This is a genomic window from Paraburkholderia flava, from assembly GCF_004359985.1.
Classification (GTDB): domain Bacteria; phylum Pseudomonadota; class Gammaproteobacteria; order Burkholderiales; family Burkholderiaceae; genus Paraburkholderia; species Paraburkholderia flava.
Map to the genome: position 1 here is coordinate 1,113,550 of NZ_SMRO01000003.1, position 14,051 is coordinate 1,127,600.

11 protein-coding genes are annotated in these 14,051 nt (G+C 63.5%); 8 read left to right on the forward strand and 3 right to left on the reverse strand.

Translation table 11 applies throughout. The features are described 5' to 3' along the window. Positions 1–34 precede the first annotated feature (34 nt). The 8 genes from E1748_RS27540 to E1748_RS27575 all read left to right on the forward strand — a co-directional run bounded on the left by E1748_RS27540 (position 35) and on the right by E1748_RS27575 (position 9,533). Positions 35–997 carry a GlxA family transcriptional regulator gene (locus tag E1748_RS27540; RefSeq protein ID WP_133650402.1) on the forward strand — a complete coding sequence of 321 codons (963 nt, stop codon included), beginning with the start codon at positions 35–37 and terminating at the stop codon, positions 995–997. Positions 998–1,403: 406 nt separating this feature from the next. Continuing rightward, positions 1,404–2,048: a hypothetical protein gene (locus E1748_RS27545; RefSeq protein WP_133650403.1), complete on the forward strand. Its 645-nt coding sequence runs from the start codon at positions 1,404–1,406 to the stop codon at positions 2,046–2,048. A gap of 622 nt (positions 2,049–2,670) precedes the next feature. Next, positions 2,671–4,062, forward strand: a complete 1,392-nt coding sequence (locus E1748_RS27550; protein WP_240766816.1) for a GH1 family beta-glucosidase — start codon at positions 2,671–2,673, stop codon at positions 4,060–4,062. 81 nt (positions 4,063–4,143) lie between these two features. Then, positions 4,144–5,382 (forward strand): ABC transporter substrate-binding protein, encoded by a 1,239-nt coding sequence (locus E1748_RS27555; RefSeq protein ID WP_133650405.1) that lies wholly within the window; start codon positions 4,144–4,146, stop codon positions 5,380–5,382. A gap of 8 nt (positions 5,383–5,390) precedes the next feature. Beyond that, positions 5,391–6,320 (forward strand): carbohydrate ABC transporter permease, encoded by a 930-nt coding sequence (locus E1748_RS27560; protein WP_133650406.1) that lies wholly within the window; start codon positions 5,391–5,393, stop codon positions 6,318–6,320. Then, on the forward strand, positions 6,320–7,267 hold the full coding sequence (locus tag E1748_RS27565; RefSeq protein WP_133650407.1) for a carbohydrate ABC transporter permease: 948 nt from the start codon (positions 6,320–6,322) through the stop codon (positions 7,265–7,267). Before E1748_RS27560 ends, E1748_RS27565 begins: the two co-directional genes overlap by 1 nt. 2 nt (positions 7,268–7,269) lie before the next feature. Next, complete coding sequence (locus E1748_RS27570; RefSeq protein ID WP_133650408.1) at positions 7,270–8,433, forward strand: ABC transporter ATP-binding protein; 1,164 nt, start codon at positions 7,270–7,272, stop codon at positions 8,431–8,433. A 41-nt stretch (positions 8,434–8,474) separates the two neighbouring features. Continuing rightward, on the forward strand, positions 8,475–9,533 hold the full coding sequence (locus E1748_RS27575) for a LacI family DNA-binding transcriptional regulator (RefSeq protein ID WP_133650409.1): 1,059 nt from the start codon (positions 8,475–8,477) through the stop codon (positions 9,531–9,533). Between the two features lie 179 nt (positions 9,534–9,712). On the opposite strand, the gene E1748_RS27580 is transcribed toward E1748_RS27575, so the two are convergent. The 3 genes from E1748_RS27580 to E1748_RS27590 form a co-directional block, all read right to left on the reverse strand. Continuing rightward, positions 9,713–11,149 (reverse strand): MFS transporter, encoded by a 1,437-nt coding sequence (locus tag E1748_RS27580; RefSeq protein ID WP_240766817.1) that lies wholly within the window; start codon positions 11,147–11,149, stop codon positions 9,713–9,715. A gap of 197 nt (positions 11,150–11,346) precedes the next feature. Then, positions 11,347–12,093: a peptide-methionine (S)-S-oxide reductase MsrA gene (msrA, locus tag E1748_RS27585; protein WP_133650410.1), complete on the reverse strand. Its 747-nt coding sequence runs from the start codon at positions 12,091–12,093 to the stop codon at positions 11,347–11,349. Between the two features lie 61 nt (positions 12,094–12,154). After that, entirely contained in the window at positions 12,155–14,020 is a 1,866-nt protein-coding gene (locus tag E1748_RS27590; RefSeq protein WP_133650411.1) for a cytochrome c biogenesis protein DipZ, read from the reverse strand. Positions 14,021–14,051: the final 31 nt, after the last annotated feature.

A 14,051-nucleotide genomic window follows, 5' to 3' on the forward strand; every position in this document is an offset into this window, starting at 1 on the left:
CATTATTAGAGTCGTTTGCGACAGGTGTTTACCCATGAAGCTGGCTATTCTCGCGCTCGACGGCGTATTCGACACAGGCCTCACGGTACTACTGGACGCCCTTTCCACGGCCAACGAACTGGCCGCCGCGCAGGGCTTCGCGTCGCCGCCGTTCGACGTGACGCTCGTCGGCATGCGCAGACGCATTCGCACCGCGCTAGGTTTCACTACGGTCGCCGAACCGGTGACGAGCGTTCATCAGCCGGACTGGGTCGTGGTCCCGGCGATCAACACGAAGCAGGCGGAGCGTCTGATCCAGGCGTTGGAGGGGCGCGACGTACGCGACGCGATCGAACACCTGCGCACGTGGCATGCGAACGGCGCGGGTATCGCGGGCGCGTGTATCGGTAGTTTTATTGTCGCGGAGTCGGGGCTGCTCGACGGCGGCGAGGCGACGACGACGTGGTCGCTTGCGCCGCTGTTTCGTCAACGCTACCCGAGCATCAAGCTCGACGATTCGCGGATGCTCGTCGCGTCGGAGCGCATCGTGACGGCGGGCGCGATGATGGGCCATCTCGATCTCGCGCTGTGGCTGCTGCGCCAGGGCAGCCCGGAGCTCGCTTCGTTGGTTGCGCGCTTTATGCTGATCGACAAGCGTACGTCGCAGGCTGCTTACATCATTCCTGATCATCTTGCGCATGCGGATCCGTTGATCGCGCGATTCGAGAGATGGGCGCGTGACAATCTTTCTTTGGGGTTTTCGTTGCAGCAGGCGGCGAGTGCGCTGGCTGTCGGTACGCGGACGTTGCAGCGACGTACCGAGGCCGTGCTCGGTAAATCGCCGCTCGCGTTTTTTCAGGATCTGCGGATTGAGCGGGCGCAGCATCTTGTGTCGATGGGTTATGACCTTGAGAAAATTGCTGGCGAAGTGGGGTATGCCGATTCGGCTACGTTGCGGACATTGTTGCGGCGGAGGCTTGGGCGTGGGGTAAGGGAGTTGCGGGCGGAGATGCGGTGAGGGTGTGGCGGAAGGGTGGTGTTGTTTTGTCGAGAGGAGTAAGAAAGCTGGGCGCTTACTGCTGCCATAGCGCCGGAGTAAGTGCGGCTGGCGCCACGGTTGTGTGGCTACGCGACGAAGTTTGTACGACAGCTCTATGCGTGGCAGCCGTGTAGCGGCTCCCGGCCACTTTCGGTCGTTCGACTCGAGTGTGCAGATCGTCGACAATTCGGGGTGCGTCCGCGATAACTAATAGGAAAGTAAATTGAACAAAACGACTATAAGGACACGTGTTGCTCAGGGGGTGTTGGTACTCGTGTGTGGGCTGCACGGGATCAATTGCATCGCAGATAACACTGGAGAGAATGCACCTACCATTTCGAGGGGCGAAGACGGGGTGGACCGGGTGTCCCGAGTTAATCATTCCGTGAATAGGCTCACGGGCGATGAATCGATGTGGGGAGTGATCGGAAAGCCTTCCGAAGCAATCTTGAATCTCGTCAATGCAAGTCCGTTAATGGTCTCGGAATTAATCGACTATCAAGAAGCGGTTAATTCACATATGGCGTTGCCATTTGGAAATCTCAAGGAGTGGAGCGGCGCAACGATGCTAGCGTTCCCAAGGGACCTCAAGCAAATTGTGATTAGCTCAGACGTGGTCGCCGTGTCGCCAGCTGAAACTGTGGGCGACCTGAGCTATGGCCTTGGCTTCTTTCGAGACTATGACGATGATCGGCAGCTAATTGAAACGTCAATCAGCAAACTCTCACCCAGCGATCCGAAATATCGAATAGTGTCTGCTCTGGCTGGCGTTACGATAGTGTCTAGGGCAGAGGTCAACAACTATGTCATCCAGCAACAAATCATTGCCAAGACTGGTGCGACGACCAAGCAGCCGGTGACAATCAAACTGGAAAATGACCAAAATGCCAAAGGTATGCTGCAATTCGCGTTAGACAATGCTTACGCCGCTGACCGAGCGATAGGCATGCCGCCTGACACGATCAAACTGGAGCAAGCTGCATACGGTGTCACGAAGCTAATACCTATACCCAACTTCTCGGCTCGATAGCCTCAGGCAGCATTCTCGGCCCGGTGCCGAGGAGAGACGATGTGAATTGCGCGAGGCCTATGCACTATTCCGCAAAGACTGGGCGTCTCTTATGGCGCGTGTTAGATGCCTCATGTGACTCGGCTACGGGCGGACGCATCAAAAGGAATCTACAGCGTGGGTGCGAACCTCGGCCGGTCGTAACAATATTGATGTACCCCGCCTAGCCACTTGCGATGCAGCCCCACGGACTCACTCGACTTTCGATGCGCGCCGTTGCGACAACCATGGCGGCGCTGCAGCTGCGCGTAACGAACACGCGACCGCTCGTTTCTCAAAGGCTTATCTCAAAGACGTAGCTCACTGACAGCAACAGATACGCTTCACTAATCAGCGCCCGAAAAAGCTCGCACGACACCGCACAAACAAGCCCAGCCGGGCACCACGGCACATGCGCTTGCCGACCCAATTCCAAACCCCCACCCCCCATCCAGACAAACCCTGATTGCTGCGCCGATTTGGCCGCTGCTATCGTGGACCGTCTTTGTGGAAGCGCTTCCATTTTCGAGATCGCTTCGACGCTCAATCACGTCATCCAAAGCAGCACGCGATGACCTCCCCACGACTTCGCTCAGGAGCACCCGTGGCACACGACGCAACCGCTACGCCTGTCGGCACGCTCGCCGACCCCTTCACCCCGCCCGCCGACTCCACCCTCTGGCGCAAAGACTTCCTGCTCGGCGCAGCCACCGCGTCCTACCAGATCGAAGGCGCGATCCACGAAGACGGCCGCCTGCCTTCGATCTGGGACACGTTCTCCGCAACGCCCGGCAAGACGCTCGCCGGCGACACCGGCGCGGTCGCGTGCGATCACTACCACCGCTGGCAAGGCGACTTCGATCTGCTGACGCAACTCAACTTCGAGGCCTACCGTCTTTCGACTGCATGGCCGCGCGTAATGGACGAAGCAGGGAAGCCGAACGCGAAGGGCCTCGACTTCTACAAGCGTCTGCTTGATCGTCTGAAAGAGAAAGGGCTGAAGACGTACGTGACGCTGTATCACTGGGACCTGCCGCAGCATCTGGAAGATCGCGGCGGTTGGTTGAATCGCGACACCGCGTACCGCTTCGCCGATTACGCGGACCTGATGAGCCGCGAACTGTCGGGCCGAGTCGATGCATGGATGACGTTGAACGAGCCATGGTGCTCCGCGTATCTCGGCTATGCCGAAGGCCGTCACGCGCCGGGTCTCACGGACGGCCGCTATGCGACGCAGGCGATGCATCATCTGCTGCTCGCGCACGGCCTCGCGATGCCGGTGCTGCGCGCGAACGATCCGCAGTCGCAGAAGGGCATCGTCGCGAACGTCGGTCGCGGCACCGCGAATTCGTCGAGTGCGGCCGATCAACGCGCCGCTCATCTGTTCGAGGTGCAGCACAACGCGTGGATTCTCGATCCGTTGTTGAAGGGCGAGTATCCGGAAGACCTGTTCGAACTGTGGCCCGGCACCGAGCCGCTGGTACTGCCCGGCGATCTGCGCACGATCGCCGCGCCGCTCGATTTCCTCGGCATCAACTACTACTTCCGCACGAACGTCGCGAGCGACGGTGCGCATGGTTTCACCGAAGTGCCGCTCGAAGGCGTCGAGCGCACGCAGATGGGTTGGGAAGTGAACCCGGACGGTCTGCGCGATCTGCTGACCGGTTTCAATAAGACCTACGACAACCTGCCGCCGATCTACATCACCGAAAACGGCATGGCATCCGACGATGCGGTCGTCAACGGTCGAGTCGACGACACGCAGCGCATCGCGTTCCTGAAACGCCACCTCGCGGCCGTCGATGCAGCCGTGAAAGCCGGCGTCGACATTCGCGGCTATTTCGTGTGGTCGCTGCTGGACAACTTCGAGTGGTCATACGGCTATGAACGTCGCTTCGGTGTCGTCCATGTCGACTACGATACGCAGAAGCGTACGATCAAGCACAGCGCCGAGCTGATCGCGAAGTTCCTCGCGGAGCGCCGCGCGCGTTCCTGAGTTCCCGCATAAGCCACCCGCAGCCACCCGCAGTTGGCATATCGATCTGATAATCCGGCGTACACGCCTGGAGGAGACGGAATGAACGGTAGAAGAACAATCGTCCGCGCGATGGTCGCGGCACTCGCGTTGTACGGCGTCGTCGCGCATGCCGATCCGTTGAAGGCCACCGTGATCCATTGGTGGACCTCGGGCGGCGAATCGGCGGCGATCCGTCAGTTCGCCGATGCGTACAACAAGGCCGGTGGCCAGTGGGTCGACAACGCGATCGCGGGCGCCGACCAGGCGCGTGCGACGGCGATCAACCGCATCGTCGGTAACGATCCGCCTACCGCCGCGCAGTTCAACACATCGAAGCAGTTTCACGACCTGATCGATCAGGGCCTGCTGAACAACATCGATTCGGTCGCAGCGAAAGAGAACTGGAACGCGATCTTCCCGCAATCGATCCTCGACAGCATCAAGTCGAACGGCCACTTCTACGCGGCGCCGGTCGACATCCACATGCAGAGCTGGTTCTTCTATTCGAAGCCGGCGTTCCAGAAGGCGGGCATCACGCACGAACCGCAAAGCTTCGACGAACTGCTCGCCGATCTCGACAAGCTGAAAGCGGCGGGTTTGATTCCGCTCGCGCTCGGCGGTCAGGCGTGGCAAGAAAAGATCACATTCGACGCGGTGTTCGCGAATGTCGGCGGCACGGATCTGTACCTGAAGGTGTATCGCGATCGCGACGCGAACGCGGTGAAGTCGGCAGCGTTCAAGAACGTGCTGACGACCTTCAAGCGTCTGCATAACTACGTCGATCCGGGTTCGCCGGGCCGCAACTGGAACGACGCGACGGCGCTCGTCATCTCAGGCAAGGCCGGCGTGCAGATCATGGGCGACTGGGCGAAGGGCGAGTTCTCGGCGGCGCATCAGGTGGCGGGCAAGGACTTCGGCTGCTTCCCGGGCTTCGGTCCGCATTCGCCGTACATGGTCGCGGGCGATGTGTTCGTGTTCCCGAAGACCGACAACGCGAACGCAGTGAAGGCGCAGCAACTGCTCGCGACGGTGATGACGTCGCCGGCCGCGCAGGTCGCGTTCAGCGCACGCAAGGGTTCGATTCCGATCCGGCCCGACGTCGATGCGAGCAGCCTCGATATCTGCGCGAAGGAAGGCATGGAGATCATGAAGGACAAGTCGCGTCAGCTGCCTAATCCGGAGATGCTGATTCCGCCGGACCTGCAAGGCGCGTTGACCGATGTGATCACGAACTTCTGGAACAAGAACCAGTCGGTCGATGACGCGCAAAAGGCTTTCGCCAGCGCGTTGAAGAGCTGAGCGGCGCGATGTCGACTGCTTCGCTTCCGTTGTCGCGCCCACCTGGCCGACGCAAACCGCGTGGAAGGCGCGTGTCGTGGGCCGCGTGGGGCGCGTTGTTGCCGATGGTGGCGACCGTGTTGTTCGCGTACCTCGGCACGATGCTGTGGACCGCGCGCGTATCGATGAGCTTCTCGCGCACGTTTCCGTCCGGCGGTTTCGCGGGCGTCACGCAATACGTGCGGCTGTTCCAGAACGACCGCTGGATCGTGTCGCTGCAGAACATCGTCGTGTACGGCGCGTGCTTTATCGTCGCGTGCATCGTGATCGGGCTGCTGCTCGCGATCTTCATCGATCAGCGCGTCGTTGCCGAAGGCGCGCTGCGCACGGTGTTCCTGTATCCGTACGCGATGTCGTTCGTCGCGACGGGTCTCGTGTGGCAGTGGATTCTCAATCCCGAACTCGGCGTGCAGCAGGTGCTGCACCGGCTCGGCTTCGAGCATGCGCGCTTCGACTGGATCGTCAGTCAGGACTTCGCGATCTACACGCTTGTGATCGCGACCGTGTGGCAGGCGTCCGGTCTCGTGATGGCGCTGCTGCTCGCGGGTCTGCGCGGCGTCGACGACGAGCTGTGGAAAGCCGCGCGTATCGATGGCATTCCGCGTTGGCGCGTCTACGTGAGCATCGTCATCCCGATGCTCGGGCCGTCGATGTCCACCGCGTTCGTGCTGCTGTTCGTGATGGTCGTGAAGCTGTACGACGCGGTCGTCGCGATGACGCAGGGCGGTCCCGGCACCGCGAGCGAAGTGCCCGCGAAGTTCATCATGGATTACCTGTTCGGCCGCGCGAACATCGGCCTCGCGTCGGCGGCATCGATGGTGCTGCTGGCAACCGTACTCGCGATTCTCGCGCCGATTTTTTATGTCCGCAGCCGCGCGGCGTTGCGTAGGGAGGTTTGATGAGCGCCGCACCGCCTTCATCGGCGTCTTCTTCATCGTTGACACAGGACGCACCGCGCGAGCGTGCAGAGGGCCGGCGCCGTCCGCGCCGACGTTCGCATTTCACACCCGCACGTGCCGGTGTGTACGGCTTCCTGCTGATCGCCGCGCTGTTCTTCCTGCTGCCGCTTTACGTGATGCTCGTCACGTCGGTCAAACCGATGGCGGAGATCCGGCTCGGCAATCTGCTCGCGCTGCCCGTGCATTTCACGTTCGCACCATGGCGCGATGCGTGGGCGTCGGCGTGTACGGGGCTCGACTGCAACGGCATTCGCGTCGGCTTCTGGAACTCGGTGCGTATCGTCGTGCCGAGCACGATCGTGTCGATCATGATCGGCGCGGTGAACGGCTACGCACTGTCGTTCTGGCGACCGCGCGGCGCAGCGCTGCTGTTCGCCGTGCTGTTGATGGGCGCGTTCATTCCAGTGCAGGTGATGGTGTACCCGCTCGTCCGGCTGCTCGCGAGCGTGCATCTGTTCAGCTCGCTGCCGGGCATCGTGCTGATTCACACGATCTTCGGGATGCCGGTGATGACGCTGCTGTTCCGCAACTACTACGCGGCGATTCCGCTCGAACTGTTCAAGGCCGCGCGCATCGACGGCGGCGGCTTCTGGCGGATTTTTCTGCAACTGATGCTGCCGATGTCGACGCCGATCATCGTCGTCGCGCTGATCATGCAGGTCACCGGAATCTGGAACGACTTCATTCTCGGCCTCGTCTTCGCCGGCACGAACAACCTGCCGATGACCGTGCAGCTGAACAACATCATCAACACGACGACCGGCGAGCGTCTGTACAACGTCAACATGGCGGCGACCATTCTCACGTCGATGGTGCCGCTCGCGATCTACTTCATTTCGGGGCGCTGGTTCGTACGCGGCATCGCTTCGGGCGCAGTCAAGGGATAGGTATGAGCAACGTAGCGAACCAGGCGAACTCAGCGAATGTCGCGGTCCGCAATCTGAAAATCCAGCTCGGTGCGAATACCGTGATCGACGCGCTCGATCTCGACGTGCAGGCCGGCGAATTCGTCGTGCTGCTCGGGCCGTCGGGTTGCGGCAAGTCGACGCTGCTGCACAGCATCGCCGGGCTGATCGACGTGACGGACGGCAGCATCGAGATCGGTGGCGAGGACATGACGTGGGCCGATCCGAAGGACCGGGGCATCGCGCTGGTGTTCCAGTCGTATGCGCTGTACCCGACGATGAGCGTCGAGCGCAATCTGTCGTTCGCGCTACGCATCAACGGCACGCCGAAAGCGGAGATCGAGCGGCGCGTGAATCGCGCGTCGGAGATGCTGCAGCTTGGGCCGTTGCTGCGTCGCAAGCCGGCGCAGCTGTCGGGTGGTCAGCGGCAGCGTGTTGCGATCGGCCGCGCGATCGTGCGCGAGGCCGACGTGTTCCTGTTCGACGAGCCGCTGTCGAATCTCGACGCGAAGCTGCGCACCGAACTGCGCCGCGAACTGAAGCAACTGCATCAGCGGCTTGGCGCGACGATGATCTACGTGACGCACGACCAGGTCGAAGCGATGACGCTCGCGACACGCATGGCCGTGATGCGCGGCGGCGTGATCCAGCAGTTCGGCACGCCCGCCGAAGTCTATGCGCGGCCCGACAACCTGTTCGTCGCGACGTTCCTCGGCTCGCCGGCGATGAATCTGCTGCATGGCCGATTGCAACGCGACGGTGCGCGCGTGCGCTTCGTCACGCCGCAACTCGATCTCGACGTGTCCGCGTATCGCTTCGTGCGCGAGCCGACAGCGGCGGACGTGCCGTGCGTGCTCGGCGTGCGGGCGGAGGACGTGCGGATCGGTTCGCGTAGTGCGGAGAACAGCGCGGAGAACGGTGCGACGAACGGTCACGCGAACGGACAACCAGCAAGCCAAACGCAAGCCACCGTAACACTCGTCGAGCCCATGGGTAATCATCGGGTACTCTGGCTCGATTATCATGGCGTGCAGATTGCGTCGATCGATCAGGACAAGACGCCGGTCGCCGAAGGCGATACGGTCGCGTTCACGTTCGGCGACGCGCATATTTCGCTGTTCGACGAAGCGAGCGGCGCGCGCCTGTAGCGCGTCGTCCGGCGGCGGGCAGCCTACCGGGGGGAGACGGTGTGGCAACGCTGAAAGACGTGGCGCAGCGCGCGGGGGTCGGGCTTTCTACAGCCTCGCGCGCGATTTCCGGCAAGGGCCCGGTGTCGGCCGACGCCGCCGCACGTGTGCAGGCCGCGATCGCCGAACTGAACTTCCGGCCTTCATCAATCGGCCGCGCGATGGCGACGCGCTCGCTCGGCATCATCGGCATCTTCGTGCCGACCTTCTTCGGCTCGTACTACGGCACCATCCTCAAGCAGACCGATACCGAACTGCGCGACGTGAACAGGCATGTGGTCGTCGCGACCGGCTGCGGCGAGTCGTCGCCGCGCGAACAGGCGATCGAGGCGGTGCGTTTTCTGATCGACCGCGACTGCGACGGCGTCGTCGTGATCAGCCACGATCTGCACGACGAAGACCTGATCATGCTGCACGCGCTGCATCCGAAGATGGTGTTCCTGAATCGCGGCTTCGATCAGCTTCCGGAAGCGTCGTTCTGCGCGGACCACTGGCGCGGCGGCGAACTAGCCGCACGCACGCTGCTCGACGCAGGGCATCGCGAGATCGCGGTGATCGCCGGGCCGTTCACTTCATCGGACAACCTGATCCGTCTCGACGGTTTCTTCGCGGAACTCGAACGTGCAGGCATCGCGCGCGGCGACGTGACGACGATCGAATCGGACTTCTCGCAGGAAGGCGGCTATCGCGCGATGGAGTCGCTGCTCGTGCTGAACCGGCCGTTCACCGGCGTCTTCTGCGCGAACGATTCGATGGCGGTGAGCGCGCTGTCGTGTCTGCAGCGCGCGGGGCTGTCGGTGCCCGGCGATGTGTCGGTGATCGGCTACGACGACGATTACTCGACGCCATACACGGCGCCCGCACTGACGTCGGTCCACATTCCGACTGCCGAACTCACGAGCAACGCGGTGCGCTGGTTGTTGAACCAGTGCTACGGGACGAAGAGCGAGATCGTGAGGGAGTTTCCGGTGACGGTGACGATGCGGGATTCGGTGGGTGCGCCGCGTGCGGGTGGGGCGGCTACGGTTGGGGCGCGAGAGGGGAGGCGTCGCGAGACGTAGTGTTTTGCTTCGCGGCGCTTGAGGCGCGCCCGGAGAAACGTCGCAAGACCTCGCATTTTGCTTCGTGGTGCTTCGATTGCAACGGGCGTCGGATATGTGCGGACGCCATACGGCCCTCGCATGCCAGCGCGCCGCTGTCCGTTTTGTATCGACGAGAAAAACGCACGCTCCCGCGCGTGTCAATGCCCCGCCGCTGAATCCGCCACCTCAGTCGCCGTATCGACCCGCTTGCCGCGCGCGATGTCGTCGCCCGCATCGTGCGCGAGGCGACGCGTGACCAGCACCGACGCGAACGAACACAAGCCCACCACAAAGAACGCCGGCCAGAAATCCGACCACGTGAGTGTCGGGTGCCCATGCATTGAGCGTGTGATGTCCAGCACGATCCCCGCGATCGTCACGCCCAGGCCGAGCGAGATCTGCTGCACGACGCTGCCGAGGCTCGTCGCGCGGCCGACATCGCGGCTCTCGATCTGCGCGTAGGTCATCGAGTTGAGGCTCGTGAACTGCAGCGCCGGGAAGAACCCGCCGAGCAGCACGACCACCCAGATGATCCACACCGGCGTGCCCGGAAAGAACAGGCCACACGCAGCGATCGCGATGCCCGAGAACACCGCGTTATAGATCAGCACCGTGCGAAAACCGAAGCGGCGCAGCACCGTCGCCGCGAGCGTGCGCATGAAGATGCCGCCGAACGCCGACGCGCAGGTGATCAGCCCGGACTCGAACGCGCTCATCCCGTGGCCTTCCTGCAGCACGAGCGGCAACAGGAACGGCACGGCGCCGAGGCCGATCCGGAACAGCGAGCCGCCGAGCACGCTCGCCTGGAACGTCGGCACGCGGAAGAAGCGCAGGTCGAGCAGCGGCTGCCGCGCGCGCCGCGCGTACAGCACGTAGAGGCCGAGCATCACGAGACCGATGACGGTCATCGCGTACGCGTCGCCGACCGGCATCAGCTCGCCGTCGACGAGCGACAGCCCCAGCATGAACAGCGACGCGCCGCCCGCGGACAGCACGAAGCCGGTCCAGTCGAGCGGACCGGGAGAGGGCTCGCGCGTGTTCTGGATGTGCTTGTTGGTGAGCCAGATACCGAGGATGCCGATCGGGATGTTGATGAAGAAGATCAGCCGCCAGTGCAGGTACGTCGTGATGAAGCCGCCGAGCAGCGGGCCGGCCGCCGGGCCGAGCAGCGCGGGCAGGCTCAGGTAGTTCATCGCGCGGATGAAGTCGGCTTTCTCCACCGAGCGGAAGATGATGATCCGCCCGACCGGCACCATCATCGCGCCGCCGACGCCCTGGATGAAGCGCGCGACGGTGAACGTGGCAAGCGAGGTGGACGCCGCGCACAGCAGCGAGCCGGCGACGAAGATGCCAATGGCGGTACGGAATATGGTGCGTGCGCCGAAGCGGTCGGCGAACCAGCCGCACACGGGAATGAAGACGCCGAGCCCGAGCACGTAGCTCGTCACCGCAATCTTCAGCGTGACCGGATCGTGCGCGAAAGCACGCGCCATCGCGGGCAATGCCGTCACGATCACGTTGGCATCCACGCTCTCCATGAACATCGCGCACGCGACGATCAATGGGGCGATGAGTGCCTTCGGTGGAGGCTGCATGGACGACGGGAGGTCACGGATGACGCGAAAGGGGAGCCGTGATTATTACATCGATGACAACGTTTGAGCAGATTCTCTGCGGGTATTTAATTGGGAAATCGGGTGCGGGGCGCGCGGAAAGGCCTGCGCACAAGCCCTAAAAAAATCGCGGCGCCCACGCGAGGCGCCGCTTCGTACGCGGAAAGAGAAGCGCGGGATCAGGTCCCCGACACCTTCAGCAGTACCGGCTGATTGAGATACACATTCGGGAACATCTTCTTCAGCGAGCCGACCTTCGGCAGATCGTTGATCGCGATGTACGGATAATCCGGATGCAGCGCGAGGAAGTTCTGGTGATAGTTCTCGGCTGGATAAAAGCCCTTGTACGCCTCGACGCGCGTGACGACTGGCGATGCGTATACGTGCGCCGAGTTCAGCTGCGCGATGTAGGCCTCGGCCACGTGACGCTGGTCTGCATCCATCGGAAAGATCGCCGAGCGGTACTGCGTGCCGTGGTCCGGGCCCTGGTAGTCGAGTTCGGTCGGGTTGTGCGCAACCGAGAAAAAGATCTGCAGCAGCCGGCCGTACGTGATCTGCGTCGGGTCGTAGACGATCCGCACCGATTCCGCGTGGCCCGTGTCGCCTTCGCTGACGGTTTCATATTGCGCGGTGCCGGCCGCGCCGCCGGTGTAGCCCGACGCGACCTGCGTGACGCCGCGCACGTGCTGGAACACGCCCTGCACGCCCCAGAAGCAGCCGCCCGCGAACACGGCGGTTTCGCTGTGGTTCGTGGGCGTGGCGGCTTTTTCGTCGACGGTGGGGGCGGGGATTTTCGTGACGTCCTCGCCGGACTGCGCGACGCCGTGCCACGCCAGCGCGCCGAACGCGACGGCAACAGCCGCCGCGATGCGCGCCGCCGGGGAACGCAGCCCGCGCCGGGCTGTGGAGACAAAAGATGGGTTCATGATCGCCGCTCCTTGAAGGGCAGGTTGAGTCGTATGTGTGGTTTAAACGTATGTCTGTCGATCAGCCGAACGTGAACGCGTACGCCTGCACACCCGGATCGAGAAACTCGATCTCGAACGTGTGGTCGGCGACGTCGCCGGTTTGCCGGACCAGTTGATACAGCCGCTGTTCGTGGATCGTGCCGCTGCCGTCGGCGGCGACGTCGGTGCCGTGCGATGCGCCCGGCGCCGCACCGTCGATGCTCACGCGGAACCGCACCGGCTTACCGTCCGCACTGGGTCCGAGCACGAGGTGCAGATCGCGCGCATGAAACCGGTAGACGATGCGGCCGTTCGCGTGTTCGAGCGTCGCGTGTTCGGCGCCGACCTTCCACGTGCCGGCGAGGCCCCAGTCGTTGACGGCCGGCTGCGTCGGTGCCGTGTACGCGTGCGCCTTGTCTTCTTCGGCACCGCCCGGCGACGCGAAGTTCTCCGCGCGCTCGTAGCCGATGTAGGTTTCCGGCGACTGCATGTCGGCGTTATCGGCGGCGGCCTGCACGCCCTGTGCTGCGCTGCTGCCGAGTCCGGTCGCGATCGACTCCGCGCCCTTATGACCCGCTTCGGCGAGCAGTTGCTGCAGCACTTTCTCCGAGTGCGCGTAGTCGCCTTCGCCGAAGTGGTGATAGCGGATGCGCCCTTGTGCGTCGATGAAATAGTGCGCCGGCCAGTACTGGTTGCCGAACGCGCGCCAGATTGCGTAGCCGTTATCGATTGCGACCGGGTAGTCGATGCCGAGGTCGTGGGTTGCCTGCTTCACGTTGTCGATGTTGCGCTCGAACGCGAACTCCGGTGCATGCACGCCGATCACGACGAGCCCCTGATCGCGGTACTTGCTCGCCCACGCCTTCACGTACGGCAGCGAGCGCAGGCAGTTGATGCACGAGTACGTCCAGAAGTCGACCAGCACGACCTTGCCGCGCAGCGCCTGCGCCGTCAGCGGCGGCGAATTGAGCCACTGCACTGCGCCGTTCAGCGAGGGCAGTGCGCCTTCGACCGGCAACGGCGCCGGCGCGCCGGCCTGCGGAGGCACGGCGGCGCGCATCATTGCACCGGCGGGCGCGTCGTCGACGACGCTTTGCGACGCGCCTGCGGCGGCAGCGGGACTGGCCTGCATCGCGGGACCGTCGGCGGTCACGGCAGGCGTCGAGTCGTGCGTAGGGCCTGCGTTCGGCGAGAGCTTATCGACCAGACGCTGTTCGATACCGCCGGTCGCCACCGTCGACAGACGCGTGAGCACACCGGTATCGAGCCCGAGCGAAATCGCGACGACCCCGAGCAGCATCGCCGCGCCGATGCCGCGACGAATCCATTCGCCCGCGCCGAGCGAGCGCTTCATCGCGGTGAACACGCGTCCGCCGATCAGCAGCGCGACCGCCAGCGACGTCGCCGCACCGGCCGCATACGCGACCAGCAGCAGTGTCGTGCCGACGCTCGCGCCGCGCAGCGCAGCGCCGGTCAGCACGAGACCGAGGATCGGGCCCGCGCACGGCGCCCACAGCAGCCCCGTCGCGATCCCGAGCAGGAACGACGACTTCGCGCTCACCTGACCGTCCGCCTGCGCAAACTCAGTGAGACGCCCACCGACGCGAACCAGCGGACCCATCAACCGATCGGCGAAGCGCGGCAGCAGCAGCGTGAGGCCGAACACCGCGAGCAGCACGATCGCGATCCAGCGGCCGTACTGGTTCGCCTGAGTGACCCAGCCGCCGCCGACCGCCGCGAGCGTCGCGACGAGCGCGAACGTCAGCGCCATCCCCGCGAGCAGAGGCAGACTGCTGCGCATGAACGGCTGATCCGCGCGCGAAAAGACGAACGGCAGGACCGGCAGGATGCACGGGCTCAGGATCGTGAGAATGCCGCCGAGGTAGGCGAGGACGATGAGTAACATGATCGTTTGGATCGAAGGTGGGCTGGGTAAG

Bases quoted from the DNA above. Each gene is read 5' to 3' on its own strand.
- E1748_RS27565 (WP_133650407.1), top strand. From the start codon at position 6,320: ATGAGCGCCGCACCGCCTTCATCGGCGTCTTCTTCATCGTTGACACAG.
- E1748_RS27540 (WP_133650402.1), top strand. From the start codon at position 35: ATGAAGCTGGCTATTCTCGCGCTCGACGGCGTATTCGACACAGGCCTC.
- E1748_RS27555 (WP_133650405.1), top strand. From the start codon at position 4,144: ATGAACGGTAGAAGAACAATCGTCCGCGCGATGGTCGCGGCACTCGCG.
- E1748_RS27560 (WP_133650406.1), top strand. From the start codon at position 5,391: ATGTCGACTGCTTCGCTTCCGTTGTCGCGCCCACCTGGCCGACGCAAA.
- E1748_RS27580 (WP_240766817.1), bottom strand. From the start codon at position 11,149: ATGCAGCCTCCACCGAAGGCACTCATCGCCCCATTGATCGTCGCGTGC.
- E1748_RS27590 (WP_133650411.1), bottom strand. From the start codon at position 14,020: ATGTTACTCATCGTCCTCGCCTACCTCGGCGGCATTCTCACGATCCTG.
- msrA (WP_133650410.1), bottom strand. From the start codon at position 12,093: ATGAACCCATCTTTTGTCTCCACAGCCCGGCGCGGGCTGCGTTCCCCG.
- E1748_RS27570 (WP_133650408.1), top strand. From the start codon at position 7,270: ATGAGCAACGTAGCGAACCAGGCGAACTCAGCGAATGTCGCGGTCCGC.